The organism is Pseudomonas migulae, assembly GCF_024169315.1.
GTDB classification, from domain to species: Bacteria; Pseudomonadota; Gammaproteobacteria; order Pseudomonadales; family Pseudomonadaceae; genus Aquipseudomonas; species Aquipseudomonas migulae_B.
On sequence record NZ_JALJWR010000001.1, the window covers coordinates 6,082,441 to 6,098,545 of the forward strand.

18 protein-coding genes are annotated in these 16,105 nt (G+C 59.6%); 6 read left to right on the plus strand and 12 right to left on the minus strand.

The features are described from left to right. Positions 1-271: 271 nt before the first annotated feature. Positions 272-541, minus strand: coding sequence for a short-chain dehydrogenase (locus tag J2Y86_RS27965; RefSeq protein ID WP_253439182.1), 270 nt, complete (start codon positions 539-541; stop codon positions 272-274). A 477-nt stretch (positions 542-1,018) separates the two neighbouring features. Between J2Y86_RS27965 and J2Y86_RS27970 the strand changes: the two genes are divergently transcribed. Beyond that, positions 1,019-1,237: a hypothetical protein gene (locus tag J2Y86_RS27970; RefSeq protein ID WP_223432055.1), complete on the plus strand. Its 219-nt coding sequence runs from the start codon at positions 1,019-1,021 to the stop codon at positions 1,235-1,237. A 120-nt stretch (positions 1,238-1,357) separates the two neighbouring features. Here J2Y86_RS27970 and J2Y86_RS27975 read toward each other — a convergent pair whose 3' ends face one another. From J2Y86_RS27975 to J2Y86_RS28010, 8 genes are all read right to left on the minus strand, one after another. After that, positions 1,358-2,143 carry a transporter substrate-binding domain-containing protein gene (locus J2Y86_RS27975; RefSeq protein ID WP_253439184.1) on the minus strand — a complete coding sequence of 262 codons (786 nt, stop codon included), beginning with the start codon at positions 2,141-2,143 and terminating at the stop codon, positions 1,358-1,360. An 84-nt stretch (positions 2,144-2,227) separates the two neighbouring features. After that, the gene (locus tag J2Y86_RS27980) at positions 2,228-2,497 is read right to left on the minus strand and encodes a heavy-metal-associated domain-containing protein (RefSeq protein ID WP_253439186.1); all 270 of its coding nucleotides are present in this window, start codon (positions 2,495-2,497) and stop codon (positions 2,228-2,230) included. Between the two features lie 97 nt (positions 2,498-2,594). Then, a complete protein-coding gene (locus tag J2Y86_RS27985) occupies positions 2,595-2,993 on the minus strand; it encodes a hypothetical protein (protein ID WP_253439189.1) in 399 nt (132 codons plus the stop codon). A 276-nt stretch (positions 2,994-3,269) separates the two neighbouring features. Next, positions 3,270-4,205 (minus strand): copper homeostasis membrane protein CopD, encoded by a 936-nt coding sequence (gene copD, locus J2Y86_RS27990; RefSeq protein ID WP_253439192.1) that lies wholly within the window; start codon positions 4,203-4,205, stop codon positions 3,270-3,272. 3 nt (positions 4,206-4,208) lie between these two features. After that, positions 4,209-4,580 carry a copper homeostasis periplasmic binding protein CopC gene (gene copC / locus J2Y86_RS27995; RefSeq protein ID WP_253439195.1) on the minus strand — a complete coding sequence of 124 codons (372 nt, stop codon included), beginning with the start codon at positions 4,578-4,580 and terminating at the stop codon, positions 4,209-4,211. 54 nt (positions 4,581-4,634) lie between these two features. Further along, positions 4,635-5,522, minus strand: a complete 888-nt coding sequence (locus tag J2Y86_RS28000) for a copper resistance protein B (protein WP_253439198.1) — start codon at positions 5,520-5,522, stop codon at positions 4,635-4,637. 12 nt (positions 5,523-5,534) lie between these two features. Further along, positions 5,535-7,235: a copper resistance system multicopper oxidase gene (locus tag J2Y86_RS28005; protein ID WP_253439202.1), complete on the minus strand. Its 1,701-nt coding sequence runs from the start codon at positions 7,233-7,235 to the stop codon at positions 5,535-5,537. 114 nt (positions 7,236-7,349) lie between these two features. After that, positions 7,350-8,054, minus strand: a complete 705-nt coding sequence (locus J2Y86_RS28010) for a murein L,D-transpeptidase catalytic domain family protein (protein ID WP_214382036.1) — start codon at positions 8,052-8,054, stop codon at positions 7,350-7,352. Positions 8,055-8,135: 81 nt separating this feature from the next. On the opposite strand from J2Y86_RS28010, the gene J2Y86_RS28015 reads away from it, so the two are divergent. Beyond that, a complete protein-coding gene (locus tag J2Y86_RS28015) occupies positions 8,136-9,878 on the plus strand; it encodes a L,D-transpeptidase family protein (RefSeq protein WP_253439205.1) in 1,743 nt (580 codons plus the stop codon). 130 nt (positions 9,879-10,008) lie between these two features. Here J2Y86_RS28015 and J2Y86_RS28020 read toward each other — a convergent pair whose 3' ends face one another. Beyond that, entirely contained in the window at positions 10,009-10,851 is an 843-nt protein-coding gene (locus J2Y86_RS28020; protein ID WP_253439208.1) for a LysR family transcriptional regulator, read from the minus strand. A gap of 108 nt (positions 10,852-10,959) precedes the next feature. Here J2Y86_RS28020 and J2Y86_RS28025 point away from each other — a divergent pair, with 108 nt between their 5' ends. From J2Y86_RS28025 to J2Y86_RS28035, 3 genes are all read left to right on the plus strand, one after another. Next, positions 10,960-11,664: a haloacid dehalogenase type II gene (locus tag J2Y86_RS28025; RefSeq protein WP_253439211.1), complete on the plus strand. Its 705-nt coding sequence runs from the start codon at positions 10,960-10,962 to the stop codon at positions 11,662-11,664. A 17-nt stretch (positions 11,665-11,681) separates the two neighbouring features. Continuing rightward, positions 11,682-12,473 carry an aldolase gene (locus tag J2Y86_RS28030; protein ID WP_253439215.1) on the plus strand — a complete coding sequence of 264 codons (792 nt, stop codon included), beginning with the start codon at positions 11,682-11,684 and terminating at the stop codon, positions 12,471-12,473. A gap of 65 nt (positions 12,474-12,538) precedes the next feature. After that, positions 12,539-14,110 (plus strand): sensor domain-containing diguanylate cyclase, encoded by a 1,572-nt coding sequence (locus J2Y86_RS28035; RefSeq protein ID WP_253439218.1) that lies wholly within the window; start codon positions 12,539-12,541, stop codon positions 14,108-14,110. Positions 14,111-14,164: 54 nt separating this feature from the next. Here the strand turns inward: J2Y86_RS28035 and J2Y86_RS28040 are convergent, their stop codons facing one another. Next, positions 14,165-14,503, minus strand: a complete 339-nt coding sequence (locus J2Y86_RS28040; protein ID WP_253440471.1) for a hypothetical protein — start codon at positions 14,501-14,503, stop codon at positions 14,165-14,167. 89 nt (positions 14,504-14,592) lie between these two features. Further along, positions 14,593-15,180, minus strand: a complete 588-nt coding sequence (locus tag J2Y86_RS28045) for a GNAT family N-acetyltransferase (RefSeq protein ID WP_253439221.1) — start codon at positions 15,178-15,180, stop codon at positions 14,593-14,595. Positions 15,181-15,307: 127 nt separating this feature from the next. Between J2Y86_RS28045 and J2Y86_RS28050 the strand changes: the two genes are divergently transcribed. Then, complete coding sequence (locus J2Y86_RS28050) at positions 15,308-16,102, plus strand: exodeoxyribonuclease III (RefSeq protein ID WP_253439225.1); 795 nt, start codon at positions 15,308-15,310, stop codon at positions 16,100-16,102. Positions 16,103-16,105: the final 3 nt, after the last annotated feature.

Below are 16,105 nucleotides of genomic sequence, written 5' to 3' on the forward strand. Positions count from 1 at the left end.
ACCAGATTTTCTTTCAGTGTGCTTGGTATCGCGTTTTCTGCAGGCCAGTGGCCAATGTTGCGGGGTGAGTTTCCGGCAGCGTATGAAATTTCACAAGCCATTATGTTTGGCCGAGACTTCGTTCGTTTCCTCTCACGTACCCGCAGAGAACCGCAAGTTGATCTTGAGTATCATCAAAGTCGTGCTGATCGTCGGTGTTTTGTTTCTGAGCGTGTGCTCGGGTGAATCATGAGTTCGAAGGGGCGTCCGAGGAGGGCGCCCCTTTGTGACATCAGGACCGCTCAGCATCCATACGTCGCGCAACGACATCTAGAACATCACAGCCATCGCGCAAGGGTATGCAGCAAAGCATTGCGAAGTCGCTGAGTATCACCGAGTCCGTGGTGATGTCGCCGCGCATCGCGAGGTTTTCCAGGATCTGCGTTACCGCGCCAATTCGGTAGCGTGCGGTGCTAAGCAGTGAATGCAGCGGTTGGGTGGTGTTTACATACAACGAGGGAAGGTCGTCTGCGTTGCTGGTTAAAGCCATATATTCTTTCATGAGTGATTGCCTTGAAGTGAAGTGAGATCACCTACCACTCGTTGTCGCCAAACAATGGGTGGTAGCTGTACGCGGGTTGGCGAACCGGACAAGGCACAAACCGGCAGACCCGAAGATCTCCCACGCACAGCCACCAAAAAAAAGGTAGCCAAGTGCGTTTAGAAACTCTCCGAGCTGGCTCGGAGGATTCTGTGCCTTATCATCGAGTCGCCAAACCCGATACGCCATTTGGGCGTGGACCGGACTATAGGCCTCGTGACAAAAGCACAGCAATGGACAAGTGTACGGACAATTCCCAGAGTCGTGTAGGACGTTACTCTTTTAACAGTTTGTCTGGAAAAGTCCCTTTTTTTGCCTCAAGCAATCACTACCTGAACAAACGCTGTCGCCCAGCAAAGTTTCATAATTCCCGGCGGGCTTGCGGCATAGGATGACTCCCCAAGGTCACCGCGCTTCCAACCCACAGGAAACTGAAAAATGATCTCGAACCTCTTTAAAGTCGCTCTGATCGCCGGTGCGTTGCTATTGAGCGCCTGTTCGGGTGCGAGCACTCATAGCGAATATTCGGAAGCCACCCTGCCGTCTGCCGGTTTTGGTCCGGGGCCTACCAACAACCCCAATAAGATGAATTTCCATGGCAGTGCGCTCGGCAACAGCTTCGGCGAGTACGGTTCGGGGTTGTTGCACGACGATTAACGGCGGAAGTGTTTCCGCCGTTTTGCGTTTTGCCTGATGTGCCGTCTGCTTTGGGTTGGCGACTGCTGCGCAGTCGGACGCAGGCTTCGCCAGCTGCTACATGGGGTGTGTAGGTGGCGTCTATTTGGGCTCGGGTGTCGCTATCCATTGGCCCAATACTTTTTGGTAGTTGCCTGTGACTTTGGCCAGGTGCAACCACTGATCGACGTACAACTTCCAAGTCATGTCATCACGCGGCAGCAAGTAAGCCTTCTCACCGTATTGCATGAATTGCTTCGGGTTCACCGCGCACAGACCGGGTTTGAGTTTCTGCTGATACAGCGCTTCCGAAGCATCGGTGATCATCACGTCAGCCTTCTTGTCCAGCAGCTCCTGAAAGATGGTCACGTTGTCGTGAAGGCTCAATTGCGCCTTGGGCAAAAACGCGTGAACAAAGGCTTCGTTGGTACCACCAGCCGGTTCAACCAAGCGAACCGAAGGCTGGTTGATTTGCTCGATGGTCTGGTACCGCGCCTGATCCTCGCAACGCACTAACGGGATTTTGCCGTCGACATCCAGCGTGGTGCTGAAGAAGGCTTTTTTCTGTCGTTCAAGCGTGACCGAGATCCCGCCCATGCCGATGTCGCATTTGCCCGCCAGCATGTCGGGCATCAGGGTTTTCCAGGTGGTCTGCACCCACTCGACCTTGACGCCGAGGCTGTCGGCCAGTGAGCGGGCCATGGCGATGTCAATGCCCGAGTATTCGCCGTCCTCGGCTTTGACGGTATAGGGTTTGTAGTCGCCCGTCGTACACACGCGCAGTTGACCCTGTTGGATGACGCTGTCCAGATGCGATTGCTCTGCCTGAGCGGCAAACGACAGAGCGAGCAGGCCACCGAGCATCATTGTACTTTTTACGTTTTTCATTGTTATCCGGCTTCCATGATGGAGTGGGGCTGAGAGTACCTACTTTCTGCCGCGCCGCTCAACATCATCCTCGCCGGGGCGGACTCAGTGACAGCAGCAACTCGAACCGCCGCAGCCAGATTTCTTCTTTACGCCTTCATGTTTGTCTTCTGCCAGTACGCTTGCTGGATACCCTGCCTCCTTCAGTGCGGATAACAGAACATCGCTCTCGGCCACCCCAGTCACCTTGACCCGACCGGACGCCAGATCGACAGTCACTTCACCCACCCCGGCGAGCGGCTGCAACGCGGCGTTGATGTGTTTGACACAGCTCCCGCAGCTCATGCCTTCGACTTGCAGGTCGGTGCTGTTCATTGTGTAAGCCTCTTTTACTGTGAGTGGCAGGTGGTGATGACGTGGATCGATCGTTGACCCTGCCACGATGGCAAGGTCAAGCGCTTCTTTAAGGGTGTTAGTTGTTCATCGGCATCTTCATCATGCTCGACTGCTGATCCATCATTTTCATCATCATGCCCATCATCTGGTCTGAGCGGTCCTTGCCGCCGGACATGCCTTTGCCCATTCCCATGCCTTGGCAATGGTTGTGCATCATGCCCATGCTGTCCTTCATCGTGGTCATGCCTTCTTGCATGGCGGCCTGGCGTTCGGCCGGGGTTTTGGCAGCGATCATTTTTTCGTGGGCCGCTTGCATCTTTTGCATCTGTTCGCTCATGGCCTTGTCTTGCGTGGTGGTGGAGGCGGTGGCCGGTGTGGTTGGCGGTGTGTCGGGGTGATGTTCCTCGACGGCCAGAGCAACCAATGGGCTACTGATGAGCAGTGCGGCGACGAGTGCTTTGAAGTGCGAATGCATGGCAATCTCCAGTGAGTCAGGGACGTACAGGACTATTGAGCCGCGCTATAGACGTGAAGCCAAAGGGGGGGCGGCCTTAATTCAGGACGCTCGGAGAACGGTTTTAATCGTTGACGCGAACGAAGCGCAGGCGTGCTGGCGGCCACAGTACGAGCACTTGGCGGATCAGCAGCGGTAGGTAAGCTCGGAACCGTGTACCTGATCCGAGGGATTACCTTGAGCTTAGTCCCGAGCAAGAGGCCGTCATTGATCCATATCAAGTTGTGCTGCTTTACGTTACTCCGCGCTCATCTCCATTTCCGGACTCAACGTCCCCAACCAAGCCACCAACCCCACAATCAACACCGCCGCCGCCAATTCAACCACCACGCTGCGCCGCAACGTATTCGCTGCCACCCGATACTGACCCTCACGCAACGACCGCTGCAAAAACGGCCCCAGGTGAAACCGGTTCAACGCGACGAGCACCAGCATCCCGGCAAACAGCGCGATTTTGATGGACAGCAAAATCCCGTAGGTACTGAGCAAGACATCGTCGAGCGTTGGCCCCACGATGAACAGGTAATTCACGACGCCCGTGACCGTGATGACGGCCACGATCACCGCGCCCACCCATTCAAATCGGCTGACAGCCCGAGCCAGTAACCTGATCCGCTCTTCCGTTTGCAGCGCGTTAATTTTCGCCATCCACGCAAACGCCACCAATGCGCCAACCCAGGCACCCGCTGCCAGCAGGTGCAGAATGTCCACCGCAAAATGCCAATACCGACGGCTGCCTTCATCCATCGCCCCATGACCGTTCCAGGCCAGGCTGGCCAAGGCGATAGCGCCGGCAAAAGAGGCGATCAGCAGGCTGAATCCGGGCGCACGGTGATTGAGCATCACCGCCAGACTGGCGATAACCAGCGCGATGATACGCACGACCCAGGCCAACCCGACATCCGTCTCAAACACCATCATCTCGATATGCGGACGCAGCTCGGCAAAGTCCGTTTCACCGCTCATGGCGCTCGCCATCATCACCATGCTGGCGACAGAAAGCAGCACGCCCAGCAACGCCGTTCCCGTCAACATCGACCGAAACGGCAACACCGCCCCCGATATCCGTTCCTGTCCTTTAAGGCTATACAGCCCAAACAACCCCATCCCAAACAGCAGCATCAAATCCACGTACAACCCAAACCGCAGTGCAATGCTGATCCAGTCGCTCATCAATCACTTCACTTTGAACGTGACATTGCCGGTGATCGGATGAGTGTCCGAAGACACCGCTCGCCATTCGACTTTGTAGGTGCCGGCAGGCAAGGGCGAGAGCGGGGTGATGAGCATGGTTTTCGGATCGCTGCCGCCGGAGACTTTGGCCTTCATTGGCATGGGGGAGTGCGCCATGCCGGGCATTTCCGTCATGACCAGTTTTGCGCCGGAGAACTGGGTCATGAGGTTTTCGGAAAAGTGCAGTTCGATCTTGCCTGGTGCCGCGCCCTCCGCACCTTCAGTGGGCGTGGAGGAGAGCAGTTTCGGGTGCGCCTGAGCCAATCCACTCACGAGCAAGCCGATGACAACAGCGGTGATTTTGATTGTGCGCATGCAAGGCCTCTTTACCGCTCGAAGCGGTTGTTTTTGGTTTTTGAGTCAACGCGTTTAGAACCACAGCCGAACGCCGAGAACAAGGCGCGCTTCGCTGCGATCCTCACCGTCGTCCCTGGCGTAATCCGCGGTTCTGCCGTAGGTGCGGTTCCAGGTCACGCCGATGTATGGGGCGAATTCCCGGCGAATTTCATAGCGCAACCGCAGCCCGGCTTCGGTGTTGGACAGACCGGAACCAATGCCGCGTTGCGGATCGTTTTTGCCGTAGACATTCAGTTCGGCAGTCGGCTGCAAAATGAGCCGGTTGGTCAGCAGGATGTCGTAGTCACCTTCCAGTCGCGCGGCGGTCTGGCCGCCTTCGCCGATGAACGCCGTGGCCTCGGTTTCAAAGTTGTAGAGCGCCATGCCTTGTACGCCGAACGCGGCCCAGGTTTGCGGGGCACCGGGTTTGAAATCCTGGCGCACACCGGTCACCACGTCCCACCACGAGGAGATGGCATGCCCCCACAGCGCCTGGATTTCGGCGTCTTCGGTTTTGCCGTTGCTGCGTTCGCCTTCGGAGCGCAGCCACAGACGGTCGATGTCGCCACCAATCCAGCCGGAGAGATCCCAGGCCAGCGCACTGCCGTCGTCGGCGTCCTGCCATTCGAGTTTGTCGGCGAGGAAGTAGTGGTTGAGCGCGGAGTCGTGCACGTTATGGCCGTCGGGGCTGACGAAGACGGCGGCGCGGTCGGTGTCGGTCAAAACCGGGATCGGCGTGCGGCTTTCGGTGGGCGCAGCGGGCTGCATCTGGCCGTCGTCCATGCTTTGCATCTGGCTATGGTCCATGCCCTGCATCTGGCTGTGATCCATGTTCTGCATGTCGTCGGTCGCGGCCATCGCCGAAGAGAGTGTCAGGCTCGCGGTCACGAATGCCAAAGAGATCGGGGTGAGTCTGGTCATGGTTTAGGCGCCTCATTCTTCCACGCGAACTTCACGGAACATGCCCATTTCCATGTGGTACAGGAGATGGCAGTGATAGGCCCAGCGGCCGAGCGCATCGGCCGTTACGCGATAGCTGCGTCGGGAGCCGGGTGGCATGTCGATGGTGTGTTTGCGCACCATGAACTGGCCGTTTTCATCTTCGAGGTCGCTCCACATGCCGTGCAGGTGGATGGGGTGGGTCATCATCGTGTCGTTAACCAGCACGATGCGCACGCGCTCGCCGTACTTGAGGCGCAGCGGTTCGGCGTCGGAGAATTTCACGCCGTTGAACGACCAGGCGAACTTCTCCATGTGGCCGGTGAGGTGCAGCTCGAGGGTGCGGCTTGGGTCGCGGCCGTCCGGGTCGTCGAAAGTGCTGCGCAGGTCGGAATAGGTGAGGACGCGGCGGCCGTTGTTGCGCAAGCCGAGGCCTGGATCGTCGAGTTTCGGCGAGGTGCTCATGGCTTGCATGTCCACCAGCGGGTTGTCGTTTTCCGTTGCGGGATGCGATTGCATGCCGCCCATGGCACTGTGATCCATGCCCGCCATGTCGCCCATGCTGCCGTGATCCATCCCGCCCATGCCCATGTCATCCATGGTCACCAGCGGTCGCGGATCGAGTGCCGGCACGGGCGCGGACAAACCTGCTTTCGCCGCCAGCGTGCCCCGTGCGTAGCCGCTGCGATCCATCGACTGGGCGAACACGGTGTAGGCGTCCAGCGCCGGCTCGACAATCACATCAAACGTCTCCGCCACCGCAATGCGGAATTCGTCGACGCTCACCGGTTTGACGTGCAGCCCGTCCGCTGCGACCACCGTCATTTTCAGCCCGGGAATGCGCACGTCGAAGTAGGTCATGGCGGAGCCGTTGATGAACCGCAGGCGCAATTTTTCGCCCGGTCGGAACACGCCCGTCCAGTTCGAGTCCGGTGCCTGGCCGTTCATCAAGTAGGTGTAGGTGGCGCCGCTGACGTCGGCGAGGTCTGTGGGATTCATCTTCATTTCGGCCCACATCTTTCGATCGGCGACCGTGGAAGCCCAACCGTTCTCGCTGACGTCGTGGATGAAATCGCCCACGGTGCGCTTGTTGTAGTTGTAGTAATCGGACTGCTTTTTCAGGGTGTTCATCAGGCTGGCCGCGTCTTCGTCGGTCCAGTCGGTCAGCATCACCACGTAATCGCGGTCGTACTGGAAAGGCTCCGGCTCCTTGGCGTCGATCACCAGCGGGCCGTAAACGCCGGACTGTTCCTGAAGGCCCGAATGGCTGTGATACCAGTAGGTGCCGTTCTGCCGGAGCTTGAATGTGTAAACGTAAACGCCGCCGGGTTCGATGCCGTGAAAACTCAGCCCCGGCACGCCGTCCATGTTGGCCGGCAGCAAAATGCCGTGCCAGTGAATGGAGGTGTTTTCCTTGAGCCGGTTCTTCACCCGCAGGGTGACCGTGTCGCCTTCACGCCAGCGCAGCAGTGGGCCGGGGATGCCGCCGTTGATGGTCATCGCAGTGCGCGGATTGCCGGTGATGTTGACCGGGGTTTCGCCGATGAACAGGTCGAAATCGGTGCCGGCCAACACCTGCGGTTCACCAGGGCCGGTGACCGCCCACACAGGCGTGCGCCATAACCCGAGGCCGCCGAGCAGCCCGCCCGCGGCGAGGCCTTTCACGAAGGTGCGTCTTGAAGTGTTGGAGTGCATGCCGTTTTTATTCCCGGTCCGTCAGTTGGGAGACAACTTGACGACGAGACTAACGGGCGCTGCCTTTCAGCAGACTGAGGCGCGGATTACAGTTTTGACAGGTTCACGCTGCATTCAACGGTTGGTGGTGGATTTCGACGCCGTCGCCACCGTCCCGCTACCACAATTGATATACGAAGACTTCTTCAACCAGCGCTGATCCGGGTAGTACGAAAACAACAACTGCCCGCCTTTCATCGAATCAATCAGCTTGTGCGCAATCGCCGGCCGTACCGCCGGGCAGCCCAGGCTTCTGCCGATTCGGCCATTGGCCCGTGCGAGCACCGGACTGACGTAAGGCGCGCCATGAATCACGATCGCCCGGTCGAACGCATTGTCGTTGAAACCCGGCTCCAGGCCTTCCATGCGCAGCGAATAACCGTTCTGCCCGACATAGCTCTGTTGCGTGCGATACAGCCCGAGGCTGGTGGCGAAGCTTTCATTCTGATTGGAGAAATTGACGGCCATGTTTTCGCCGCTGTTGCGACCATGGGCGACCAGTTCATGAAACAGCAACTTGCGCTTCTTTAAATCGAATACCCAGAGGCGCTGTTCGGTGGAAGGCAGGGAATAATCAATCACCGCAAGTCTTTGGACAGGCGCAGCACCTTGAGCGATGCTGCATTGCGAGGCGCGAACGGCGAGGTTAATGACGTTGGCGTTGGCTTTCGGGGCCGCTTTGATGAGGGCGGCCGCGAGTGAATCGGCGTAGGCTAACGGTACGGACATTGCAGTCAATAGCAGGGCCGGCAGCAGATAGCCAATACGTAGTGGCGCCATATAGATGTCTCATCATGTTAAGTTCGAGTCTAGCAGTGCAATGAAAGCCAGGCGTTGAATGCGGGAGATTAAGGATTATCCATGGTGCTTTTAACAAGGTTATTCGTCATAAGCCGCGTATTTTTTATGGGCTTTCTGATCAGCGGCACGGCGCTTGCGGAAACTTCGCCGATTGAGCCGGTAATTGCGCCTAGCTCCGTTATCGAGGCCGAAGCAGAAGATAACGTCGGTCAGGCGATTCAGGCGTCGCTGGAGCCCCTGAAAACCGCGTTTCCGCCGTTGCTGACCGCGCCGCGTCATCGGCGCGTGGATGTCAGCCGTCTGGTCATGGATTTTTATACGCATCGCGCTTATCGCGCAGCGTGGACGGATGACCGCGACGTCGCACAATTGATCGCCAGCCTGAACGCGACTGAAGCCGATGGTTTGAACCCGACGGATTTTCATATCGATGAGCTGGTCCGGTCCCAGGCCACAATGCAGACCACACCGGTCACCCCCGAGCAGCGGGCGGCCTTTGATTTGGCGACGACGCATACCTTCATTACCGCGCTGCTGCAGTTGCGGCGGGGCAAGGTCGATCCTTCGCGGCTCGACATTCACTGGAATTTTGACGCCAATGGCGTCGACCCGCGCGACGACGTCAATGCGTTCTTCGCGGCGCTCGACAATCACGATGTCGCGAAGGCGTTTGCCATCGCTCCGCCGCAAGAAGCGGTGTACGGGGGGTTGCGTCAGGCGCTGGCGCAACTGCGCGGTATTCGTGATCGGGGCGGTTGGCCGCAAGTGGTCGTCGACCATTCGCTCAAGCCTGGCATGGACGAACCGGCTGTCGCGCAGTTGCGCGCGAGGATGGTTGCGGCAGGTTTTCTCGATCCGCGACTGGTCCGCGGTACGAAGTACGACGGCGCCGTCACCGCCGCAGTGAAAAAGTATCAGAACGAGCAATACCTCGGAGCGGATGGCATGGCGGGGGCGACCACGCTGGCGGCCTTGAATGTGCCCGTGGATGCGCGCATTGACCAGGTTCGCGTGAACATGGAGCGCGCGCGCTGGCTGCTTTACAAACTTCAAGGCACGTTCGTTATCGTTGATATCGCCGGCTACAAAGTGGCGATGTACCGCGATGGTCAGCCGATCTGGCGATCCCGGGTGCAGGTCGGTAAAGCGGCGCGCAATACGCCGATCTTTCAGGCGCAGATCACCTACATCACGTTTAATCCGACCTGGACGGTGCCACCGACGATTCTCAAGGAAGACGTGCTGCCGAAGATTCAGAGCAATCCCGGTTACCTGGCCGCCAACCGTATTCGCGTGATCGATCGCGAAGGCAACGAGCTGGATCCGGCGGGCGTCGACTGGACCCACCCGCGTGGCATCAGCTTGCGCCAGGATGCCGGGCCCGAGAGTTCGCTGGGCCAGGTGGTGATCCGCTTCCCCAACGACTACGCGATTTACCTTCACGACACGCCGCATCGCGAGTTGTTTGCCAAGACTGTTCGCGCGACCAGTTCGGGCTGCATCCGGGTGGAGAATCCGCTGCAACTGGTGGAGTTGTTGTTCAACGACCCGGTTAAATGGAACAGTGCCGGTATTCAGAAACAGCTGGCCAACGGCAAGACCGAGAACATTCGGCTGCCGGTGAAAGTGCCGGTGCTGTTGGCCTATTGGACGGTCGATTTGGGCAGCGACGGGCGCGTGGCATTCAAGCCCGATGTGTACGGCTACGATGCACCCGTGTTGCGGGCATTGAATCGACCTGCGCAAATGCCGGTGCTGAATCTGCATGCGGCGACGACCTCGGCGGGGACGGGGCAGCCGTAATGGCCGTCAACCGTTCGGCGCTTGCCCGTGGGATCCGAAGAGCGGCAGGGTCAACGCGCACTTGAAAATGACGCCTTGAGGCTGAGCGGCGTAGGGAAATGGGCGTTCATGTCACGCCCATTTCTCCTGTTCAAACCTTGCCCAGCTCCTCCCGCAAAAACGCCACCAGCCCTCGCTGCAATCCAGTCAGCGCGCCTTCCCGACTGATCAACGCCAACTCTGTCGGTGGCAGGTCCGGCAGGTCCGTGCACACAGTGTGCTCTGGCAACACCGCCGAAGCGGGCAGCACCGAGAGACCCAACCCGGACGCCACCGCCGCCTGAATCCCCGTCAGACTGTGGCTGCCAAACGCAACCCGCCACGGTCGCTGGGCCACATCCAGCAGGCGGATCGCCCGTTGCCGGTAAATGCAGCCCTGCGGAAACAACGCCAGTGGCAAGACTCCCTGGGTTGAGTCGACCCCCGCACCCTTGACCCACACCAGCGCTTCCGGCCACGCCGCCCAACTGGGGCCGCTGTCCGGTTCACGTTTGACCAGTGCGATATCGATGGCGCCCGTGGCGAGCTTCTGCTTGAGATCGGTGCTCATGCCGCTGACGGTTTCCAGCCGCGCTTCAGGTCGGCTGCGGTTGAAGCCCGCGAGGATCACGGCCATACGCCGTGCATCAAAATCCTCCGGTACGCCGATGCGCAGGATCTCCAGGTCGAGGTCGCTGGCGAGGGCTTCCACCGCCTCCGAAGACAGGGCCAGCAGGCGCCGTGCATAGTGAATCAGCATCTCGCCGTGCTCGGTGACGCTGATGTTCTGCCCGGTGCGGTCGCGAAGCAGCAGCGCATGCCCGACCAGTTCTTCCAGCTTGCGAACCTGTTGGCTCACGGTGGATTGGGTGCGGTGCACACGCTCGGCAGCGCGGGTGAAGCTACCCTCGTCCACCACGCAGACGAAGGTCTTGAGCAGTTCGAGATCGAGCATGGCGGCTCCCTTGATATTCGATTTACCACTGACGAGTCGATATTAATTTAATTTCACACTATCACTGTTCGCTCGTAACCTGAAGATCACCTTTCAGAGGGCATGAACATGACACTCAAAAACACCCCGCGCCCCGAGTGGCTGACCTTCGATTGCTACGGCACGCTGATTCAATGGGATGAAGGCTTGAAAGCCGTGGCCGCGCAGATCCTGCGTGACAAGGGGGACCACACCGTTGATGTCGATCGCCTGATCGAGGTGTATGACCGGCACGAACACCGACTGGAGCAGACACCGCCGCATCGTTCGTTCCGTCAGTTGAGCACCCTTGGGCTGCAATTGGCGTTGGAGGAATTGGGATTGGCGAGCTCGGCCGAAGACAGTCAACGGCTGGCGGCGGCTATCCCGAAGATGCCGCCGTTTCCCGAGGTGATCGATACGCTCGCCCGGCTCAAGGCGATGGGTTTCAAGTTGTGCATCGTCTCCAACACCGATGACGACATCATCGCCGGCAATGTGGCGCAACTCGGTGGGCACATCGATCGGGTCATCACCGCCCAGCAGGCCGGCGCCTACAAGCCGAATCCACGGCTGTTCGACTACGCTCACGAGCAGCTTGGCGTCAGTCGTGACCAGGTAGTGCATATTTGCGCGAGCCCGACGCTGGACCACGCCGCCGCGCGTGACATGCATTTTCGCTGTGTGTGGATCGACCGCGGCACCGGTCGTCAATTGCTGCCCGACTATCAACCCGATGCGATTGTGAGCACGCTGGATCAAGTCGTGCCTCTGTTCGAATCCCTTGGCTGGTAAACCCCGGAGTCATTGCCATGGCACACACCCTTGCCGGCGGTAACCGTTCCGCACGCTACTCCGACCTGAACCTCGATTCGCCGGCTGTCATCACGGCGCGCACCGAGCTGGCGGCGTGCTTTCAACTGGCGGCCCTGCATGGGCTGGAGGAGGGGATCTGCAACCACTTTTCCGCCATGGTGCCGGGGCGCGATGATCTGTTTTTCGTGAACCCCTATGGCTACGCGTTTGCAGAAGTCACCGCAGACAACCTGCTGGTCTGCGACTTCCACGGCAACGTCGTGGCCGGCGAGGGCCAGCCCGAGGCGACCGCGTTCTACATCCACGCCCGCCTGCACAAACAGCTGCCGAGGGTGAAAGTGGCGTTTCACACGCACATGCCGCACGCCACGGCGTTGTGTTTGCTGCAAGGCCCGCCGCTGCTGTGGCTGGGGCAAACAGCGTTGAAATTCTACGGGCGTACAGCGGTGGACGAGCACTACAACGGCCTGGCCCTCGATGAATCCGAAGGTGACCGGATTGCCAGCGTCATGGGCAATGCCGACGTGCTGTTTCTGAAAAACCACGGCGTGATCGTCGCCGGGCCGACCATTGCCGAAGCCTGGGACGATCTGTACTACCTGGAGCGCGCCGCCCAGGTGCAATTGATGGCGATGGCGACCCAGCGCGATCTCAAGCCGGTGCCTCACGCCATTGCGCAACGCGCCTACGAGCAAATGCGCCTTGGCGATGCGGAAAGTGCGCGGGCGCATTTGCACAGTGCGATGCGACGCCTGACCAAAGGACAATTGCCCCATACCATCCCGTAGACTAAGCTCGCAAACATTAAGGGTTTTGGGCCTTCGCCCTTGCCTTACCCTTGCAGGACGAGCTTTTGCCTATCTCTCATGACGACCCGGGCCACACCAGTGGCATCGCTTTGAAACGGCTCCCCCTGCGCAAGGCGGCGGTGCTGTTTATTGTGGTGGTGTGTCTGAGCCTGTGTGGTTTGCTTTATCTGCAACTGGAGCAATCGCGCCGGCACGATCTGGCGGTGGCCGAAGTGGCGTCATCGAACCTCACGCGCGCCATGGCGCAGCAGGCCGAAGACACGTTCATGAAAGCCGATCTGGTCCTGACCAGTCTGGCGGACTGGATTCAGGTCGACGGGTTTGCCCACGTGCAGATCCCGCGTCTACAGAAAACGTTTGCCCGGCGCGTCCAGGCTCTCAGTCAGTTGCACGGGATCTTCCTGTTCGATCAAAAGGGGCAATGGGTCGTCACCTCCTTCGAAGATTTACCCCGTGGCCCCGGCGTGGCGGACCGCGACTATTTCCTGTTTCACCAACAGAACGTTTCGTCCCTGGCACACATCGGGCCCGCAGTTCGCAGTCGCGTGAATGGCGAGTGGATCATCCCGGTGTCAAAACGGGTCAACGACAAGGACGGCCATTTCCAGGGCGTTTTGCTGGCCGGCATCAAAATGTCCTACTTCGATCAGTTTTTCAAAAGCTTCAGCATCGATGACGACGGCTCCATGTTCCTCGCGCTGACCGACGGAACGCTGCTGGCGCGACGGCCGTTTGTGGAATCACAGATTGGCCAGTCACTGGCCAAAGGGGCGATTTTCAGCAAGTACCTGACGGGCGCAATGTCCGGCAACGCCATGATCGGTTCTGTGCTCGATGGCACCGTTCGCTTGCATGGCTACCGGCAACTCGACGCCTATCCGGTGGTGGTGTCGGCAGCCTCGTCCAGGGATTCGATTCTCAAGGGTTGGTATGACACGGCGCTTAAATCCAGCGTCATTGTGGCGCTGGTTGTGCTGGGTGTGGGGTTGTTCGGTTGGGTGTTCGTGCGCCAGGTGCGCCTCGGTGAGCGGGTCGAGAAGGATTTGCGCAAGGCCAAGGAGGCGCTGAAGCTGATCGCGACCCATGACAGTCTCACCGGCCTGGCCAATCGCCGACTGTTCGAGCAGGCGCTGGCCATCGAGTTTGGCCGTGGCGCCCGGCAGTCGAGTTCGCTGAGCCTGATCATGCTCGATATCGATTACTTCAAGCGCTACAACGACGCTTACGGCCACGTCGCAGGTGACCATTGCCTGGCCGAAGTGGCGAGGGCGGTGAAGAGTTGTTGCCATCGAACCGCCGACCTGGCGGTGCGTTACGGCGGCGAGGAGTTCGCCGTGCTACTGCCGGATACCGATGTTCACGGTGCGCTGGTGATTGCCGAGCAGATCCGCCGTAGTGTCATGGCCAAGAACATTAGCCATAGCGGTGCGCCCAGCGGTTTCGTGACGGTTAGCCTGGGCTGCTATGCCTTCGTACCGACGCGCCTGGATAGCACTGAAGTGTTCATCGGGCGTGCGGATGCGGCTTTGTATCAGGCCAAGCATTCCGGGCGAAACCGTTCGGCGGTGTTGTCGATGGACGGTGGCGTCGGGGAATTGATGCGCTCGGATCGCTGAGATGACGTCGGCTTGGCGACCCGCGATTTGACCTCGCGGGTCGCTTGCACGTGTTCAACTACCGCCTGTTCCGCCTCCGGCACCGCCGGTCCCACCGCCCGCTGCACCGGTGCCACCCCCCGCACCGGAACCGCTGGAGCTGCCTGTTCCGCCCGTTCCGCCGGAGCTGCCGCTTGAGGAGCCCGAGCCGCCATCGCCCTTGTTACCGCCATCGCCGCTGTGGCCGCCGGAAGGTGCACTGGGGTTATTGTTGGGCGCCATCGTCGAGCCGCCCGTCGATCCGGATTGGGTGCCGGTGGCGTCTGTGCCGTCACCCGACGCTGCGAAAGCGCTCGCGGATGCCGCCGCCAACAGGCTCGCCAGCAACAGTGAAGTGAATTTGATGTTCATCAGGGTGCGTCTCCAAAGATGAGTCGTTACCTGATGTTGGTGTGAAGGGCTGTGGGGTTGGTGCCGATTGGATGACGAGCGGTCGTCGAGGATCAGCGGCGACCGTAATCAGCAAGCTTTTGCTCGAGGTTCTGCCGCACTTGCGGCCATTCATCATCGATGATGCTGAACCGCACCGAGTTGCGTTTTCGGCCGTCGGGCATGATCCGTTCGTGGCGCACGATTCCTTCCTGCTGCGCCCCTAGCCTGAGGATGGCGTTGCGTGATTTCTGGTTGTTTTCGTCGGTGGTGAATTGCACCCGCACACAGTCCAGCACGTCGAAGGCAAAGCGCAGCATCAGGTATTTGGCTTCGGTGTTGACGAAGGTTTTTTGCCCGCGGGCCGAGATCCAGCTGCTGCCGATTTCGAGCTTGCGGTTGAGCCGGTCGATTTTCCAGAAGCGCGTCGAGCCGATGACCTCGCCGGTGTCGTTCAGCACAATGACGAAGGGCAGGACGGTGCCGGCATCCCGGCCGTCCAGGGCTTTTTTCAGGTAGCTGTCGACGGTGCTCGCAGAGGGCACGACGGTGACAGTCAGGTTCCACAGTTCGCCGTCAGTGGCGGCGTGTACCAATGCGTCGGCGTCGCTGTATTGCAGCGGGCGCAGGCTGATTCCGTGGCCTTTCAGTGTGGTTTCCATGACAGCGGTTTTCTCGGCAGATCGGGCGGGCGTCGGGCGGCTATTACGCCGTACTTGAGATGGCCGACGCAACCACCGGAATGCCTGGATGTCACACACTGAACACACCTGTCCGGAGTGCTGGCCCATGAAGAATCTGCGAATCGCCACGTTCAACGTCAATGGCATGCGCGCCCGGCTGCCGAACCTGCTGGCCTGGCTGGAGCGGGAGAAACCGGACATCGCCTGCTTGCAGGAGCTCAAGTCGGTGGACAGTGCATTTCCTGCCGCAGAACTCGAGGCTGCCGGCTACGGCGCGATATGGCAGGGGCAGTCATCGTGGAACGGGGTGGCCATTCTGGCGCGGGATGCACAACCACTGGAGAGTCGCCGTGGTTTGCCGGGCGACGACGGCGATACCCACAGTCGGTATCTGGAGGCTGCCGTGCACGGTGTGCTGGTGGGCTGTCTGTATCTGCCAAACGGCAATCCGCAGCCAGGGCCGAAGTTCGATTACAAGCTGGCCTGGTTCGAGCGGCTGATCGCCTATGCCAAGGATCTCCAGGGCAGCGAACATCCGGTGGTACTGGCCGGCGACTACAACGTGGTGCCGACTGACCTGGACATCTATAACCCGAGGTCCTGGCTCAAGGATGCGCTGCTGCAACCGGAAAGCCGCGCGTGTTATCAACGGTTGCTGGATCAGGGCTGGACCGATTCCCTGCGCCATCTGTATCCAGAGGATCGGCTCTACACCTTCTGGGACTATTTCCGACAACACTGGCAGAAAAACTCCGGGTTGCGCATCGATCATCTGTTGCTCAATCCGGCGCTGAGTCCTTATTTGCAAGAGGCCGGTGTCGATGCGTGGGTGCGTAACGAATCGCATGCCAGCGACCATGCCCCTACGTGGATTCAACTGGGTTCGCGCAAGCGCCGTTGAATT